This window comes from Rhodosalinus sp. (genome assembly GCF_046542825.1).
Lineage (GTDB): Bacteria > Pseudomonadota > Alphaproteobacteria > Rhodobacterales > Rhodobacteraceae > Rhodosalinus.
In genome coordinates, this window is sequence record NZ_JBKHAQ010000162.1 from 1 (window position 1) to 4,411 (window position 4,411).

5 protein-coding genes are annotated in these 4,411 nt (G+C 69.5%); all 5 read right to left on the reverse strand.

Going from position 1 to position 4,411, the window contains the following annotated elements; genetic code table 11:
* Positions 1-793: 793 nt before the first annotated feature.
* Complete coding sequence (locus tag ACLFOB_RS14340; RefSeq protein ID WP_410926520.1) at positions 794-1,198, reverse strand: HMA2 domain-containing protein; 405 nt, start codon at positions 1,196-1,198, stop codon at positions 794-796.
* Between the two features lie 70 nt (positions 1,199-1,268).
* Complete coding sequence (locus ACLFOB_RS14345; protein WP_410926521.1) at positions 1,269-3,461, reverse strand: heavy metal translocating P-type ATPase; 2,193 nt, start codon at positions 3,459-3,461, stop codon at positions 1,269-1,271.
* Between the two features lie 11 nt (positions 3,462-3,472).
* Complete coding sequence (locus ACLFOB_RS14350; protein ID WP_410926522.1) at positions 3,473-3,703, reverse strand: hypothetical protein; 231 nt, start codon at positions 3,701-3,703, stop codon at positions 3,473-3,475.
* Between the two features lie 56 nt (positions 3,704-3,759).
* Entirely contained in the window at positions 3,760-4,146 is a 387-nt protein-coding gene (locus tag ACLFOB_RS14355) for a hypothetical protein (protein ID WP_410926523.1), read from the reverse strand.
* A partial coding sequence (locus tag ACLFOB_RS14360; RefSeq protein ID WP_410926524.1) for a hypothetical protein occupies positions 4,143-4,411 on the reverse strand: 269 nt, incomplete at its 5' end. The genes ACLFOB_RS14360 and ACLFOB_RS14355, both read right to left, overlap by 4 nt.

A 4,411-nucleotide genomic window follows, 5' to 3' on the forward strand; every position in this document is an offset into this window, starting at 1 on the left:
GCGATATTGACCAGCAGACCCACCGTCACCGTCCAGGTCCAGAAGGCTTCGTTCAAATCAAGGTCGCCGGACCAGAGAGCACGCAGTTTCGTCATGGGCGGGACCTTGCAACGACAGCCAAGGCGGCACAATCGCAATGCAGCATGACGCTCCCGCAAATGGCATGGCAGCCGGCCCGAGGCGACACGCGACACATGGCGCACTGTATCCGATCGGGAACACGCCCGGCCCCTGAAGGATGTTTCCCCGTTCCGAAGGGAGAGCGCCACGAAAGAGGCCCCCCGCAGACTGATGCGCGGGAGGACGAACACGAAGGCCCGCGAGCTGCTGACGCAACTCGAGGACCGGGTCGCGCGACCGAGGCCAGTCCTTTCCGAGGCCAGTCCTTTCCGATGCCAGTCCTGTCTGCGGTCGGGAAGGGGTAACGCGATGGGAGACCGCGGCCGGGAAGAGTGCGCAAGGAAAGCCATGAGGACGGGCAACCCGGCGATCGGGTTTGTGTTCGAAAAGGCTTGGAGGTTCAGGGGATCAACCGCCCGGCCCATCCCGGGGCCGTGGATGCGCGTGGATGATACAAGGCGGGCCGGTCGTTCTTTCCGCTGACCTGCAACCTGCGCTCCAACGATCGGCAAATGCGCCGTTCGCCGGGATGCACCGATCCTGCCATGCGTTGTCAGCCTCGACAGGCCCATCGCGCGGCTGCCTCCAGCGGCGCAACGGCTCCCGCATGCGTCCCGATGGGGGTTGAAGCGGGCGCCCGATGCCGGCAGACGGGTTGACCTGACGGCAACCGCTAGATGCGGACGGTCCCGGTGACGCCGCGTTCGAAAGCCTGCTCGATCAGCGCCTTCAGCAGGGCCTTGCCCGCCGCGTCGCGCATGGCGGAGACGACGGGCGCCCGCGCCCGGGCCGCCGGGCGGATCGGGACGGGCGGCAGCGCAGCCTCGCGCGAGGCGCGGCGATTGAGCTGCGCCTTGGGGCAATGGGCGCAGATGTGATCCATGATCGCGTCGATTGCACCGCGCTCGGTGCAGTAGTGCACCACGATCGACGCCGCATGACGGTTGATCTCGACCATCTTGACGCCTTCGAGCGATCCCACCTGGCGCTCGATGAGGGCCATCAGTTCCGGATCGCGGCGAAGCGCCTCGATCTTGAACCGGGCGCGGCCCGGAATGTGATGCACGCAATCGACCATGGTTCCGCGACTCCCTGCCAATACCGGCCCATCGCGGATTAGCCTACACCTTCCAGAGTGAAACGGTCAACTACTCTTGGCGCGTCGCGGTCGATCGTGGCGCGTCGGCCCGGGCGATCCTGGCGCGGTCCGCCCCGGATGGCAGGCCCGCCCGGGCGATGGCCGACAGAAGCAACGCGATCGTCGATCCGTTGTGCAGCATGGCCGCGCCGATGGGCGAGAGCGCGCCCACGGAGGCGGCGACGAACAGCGCCGAGTTGAAGCCGATGGCCATGGTGCTGTTGGAGGACACGATGCGCATGGCCTGGTCGCAGATCTCGCGCGCGTCCGCCACGGCGCCCAGCCGGTCCTCCATCAGCATCACGTCCGCGGCGGCCTGGGCGATGTCGGCGCCCTTCTGCATCGAGAGCCCCACATCGGCCTGCGCCAGCGCCGGCGCATCGTTCACGCCGTCGCCGAGGAAGGCGACCTTGTGGCCGGCCTCCTGCAGCGCGGCGAGAATGCGCAGCTTGTCCTCGGGGTGCAATTCGGCATGGACCCGGTCGAAGCCAAGCTCCGCGCCGAAGCCCTCGGCCCGTTCCCTCCGGTCGCCCGTCAGCATAACGAGCGACGTGACCCCGGCGGCGCGCAGGCGGCGCATGGTCTCCGCCGCATCGGCGCGCAGATCGTCGCGCAGGCCGATCAGCCCCAGGGGCCGCCCGCCGATGGCGAGGTAGAGCAGCATCTTGCCGTCGTTCACCAGCGCGTCGATCCGGTCGTCATGTGCCCGGAAGTCCACGCCTTCGCGGTCTTCCAGGAAATGCCGGCTGCCGATCAGCACCTCCGCCCCGCTGGCGGTGGTGCGCAGACCGTAGCCCACTTCGAAGTCCACGTCGCCGTGCTCGGGATGGCCGGCCTCGCGCGCCGCCGCCTCGGCGACGATCGCGCGCGCCACGGGATGATTCGAGTGCTCCTCGACCGCGGCGGCAAGGGCGAGCATGCGGTCCGCGGGCCAGCTCTCCGGCATCAACGGGATCACGTCGGTCACCGTCAGCGCGCCATGGGTGAGCGTCCCGGTCTTGTCGAAGACGAAGGTGTCGACCTCGGCGAGCTTCTCGATGCTCCGCCCGCCCTTGATCAGGATGCCGCGGCCGGCCGCGTCCGACATCGTGGCGCGCACCGCGACCGGTGCCGACAGCTTGATGGGGCAGGCGTAGTCGACGAGAAATACCGAACTGAGCCGCCTGGGGTCGCGCGTCGCGGCAAGCGTGACGGCGGCGAGCCCGAGCGTCATGTAGACCTGCCGGTCGCCGTGTTTCTGGGCCACGCGCTCGGTCTCCGACCGGACCTCCAGCGACTCCTGGATGAGATGCGCGATCCGTGCGGTCGTCGTCTCGTCGCCGACCTGCCGCGCCTCGATCTTGACGCTGCCGCTCTCGATCAGGCTGCCGGCGATGATGCTGTCGCCCGGCGCCTTGGTGACCGGCACGCTCTCGCCCGTGATCGAGGCCTCGTTGACGAGTGCCTGCCCGTCGAGGACGAGGCCGTCGACCGGCACGCGCTCTCCGGTCCCCGCAAGCACGGTATCGCCCAGGCGCAGGGTGTCGAAGGGCACCTCCACCGCCCCGCCGTCGCGCACGAGCCAGGCGGTTTCGGGGTTGGGCAGCAGCATGTCCTGAAGAAGCGCCGCCGAATGCCGCATCGTGCGGTCCTCGAGATACTCGCCGGTTCCCATCATCAGATCGGTGGTGACGGCCGTTCCGATCCCGCCACGCAACGCGCCCACGGAGACCGCGAGCGCGTCGAGGAGTTCCACCTCCACCTTGCCCGACAGGACCGAGCGGGCCCCGCGCAGCACCCGCGGGGCCAGCAAGGCGGCCCCGATCACCGTGCCCAGCCGGGCAGGCAGGACCCGCACGGCCCCGAGAAACGCGACCCGCAGAACGAGCGGCGCGATCGACGGGACGTCGTCCTCCTCCGCCCGGCGAAAGCGCAGGCGGTCGCGGCCGATGGACCGCAGGCGTTCGAGCACCCGCTCCCGCGCGCCCGCCGCGATCTCGTGCTCGACGATGACGGACAGGGCGCCGGGGTTGATCCGGACCGACGACACGCCGGGCGTCGCCCCGATGAGCCGCTCCAGATGATCGGTGTCGAGCCGGTCGAGACCCACGAGCGGCATTCGCGCGCGCAGCCGCCCCGGACAGGCATGGGCAAGCTCGACGCGCGTGCCCGAGGCCGGTCGCGCCGCGGGCGGGGACGGTCTTTGGATCAGGTCGAAGCTCATGCGAGGGGCGCTTACTTCGACCGCGTCGCCTTGATTTCCGCCTCGGCGTCCCGGAACCGCTCCCTGGTCTCTTCCATGCCGCCCTTGAGCGCCATCCACACCTGTGCCGCGCCGTTGATCATGGCCTTCTGCACCGCCTCGTTGGTGAGCACATAGGTCACGAGACCGCCGACGGCGGCGCCGGTCAGGAACCGGCCGTTGGTCATGCCGGAAAGCGGGCCCTGGGGAGGTCGGTTGTGCATGTTTCGTCCTTTCTTTCTTCTTTTTCGGTATCGCGCAGGCGTCCTGCGGCGCGGGCCTACGTCCTGACCGCGTCGTCCGGGTCGTCCTCGTCGGATCCGGGGGCCGCATCGTCCTCCGGCGTCGCGGACGGGACCCTGTGCGACTGGTTGGCGAGGTAGATCAGGCCAATTGCCGCCCCCGCAAGCGCGAGAAGCGGCATGCTGCGGGCGACGTGGCCGACGATGGTCGCCACCGTGCCGGCACCGGCACCGATCGCGGCGCTGTTCAGGGTCGTGCGGACGGCTTCCTCGCTGCCGATCTCGCCGTTGCGGACTCGGATCGTCTCGTAGATGCCGGTCCAGACGCCGGCGATGGCCGCCCCGCTCAGACCCGCGCGCAACACCGCCCCGCCGCTCGGCACGATGGGCTGAACCTGCGCGCGCTGACTTTCCATTTCGCTCATTCCTCGGTCTCCTCGCCGTCAGCGGGTGGGTTGCCGGCGGCGGCTTTCCCGGCCCGCCCGGGTGCCTTGTTCATCGCCTGGCCCGCGCTCGCGGCCGCCATTGCCATGAACGCCTTGATCGTCGGAAGGTTCGACAGGGCCAGCACGACGCCCGCGCCGACCACGGCCCCTTTCCAGAAATGCCGGTCGTCGAGCGCGAAGAGCTTGCCGAGGGTCTCGGCGTTCACCTCGCCGCGCGACAGCTCGTCGAAGGCCTCCTTCAGCT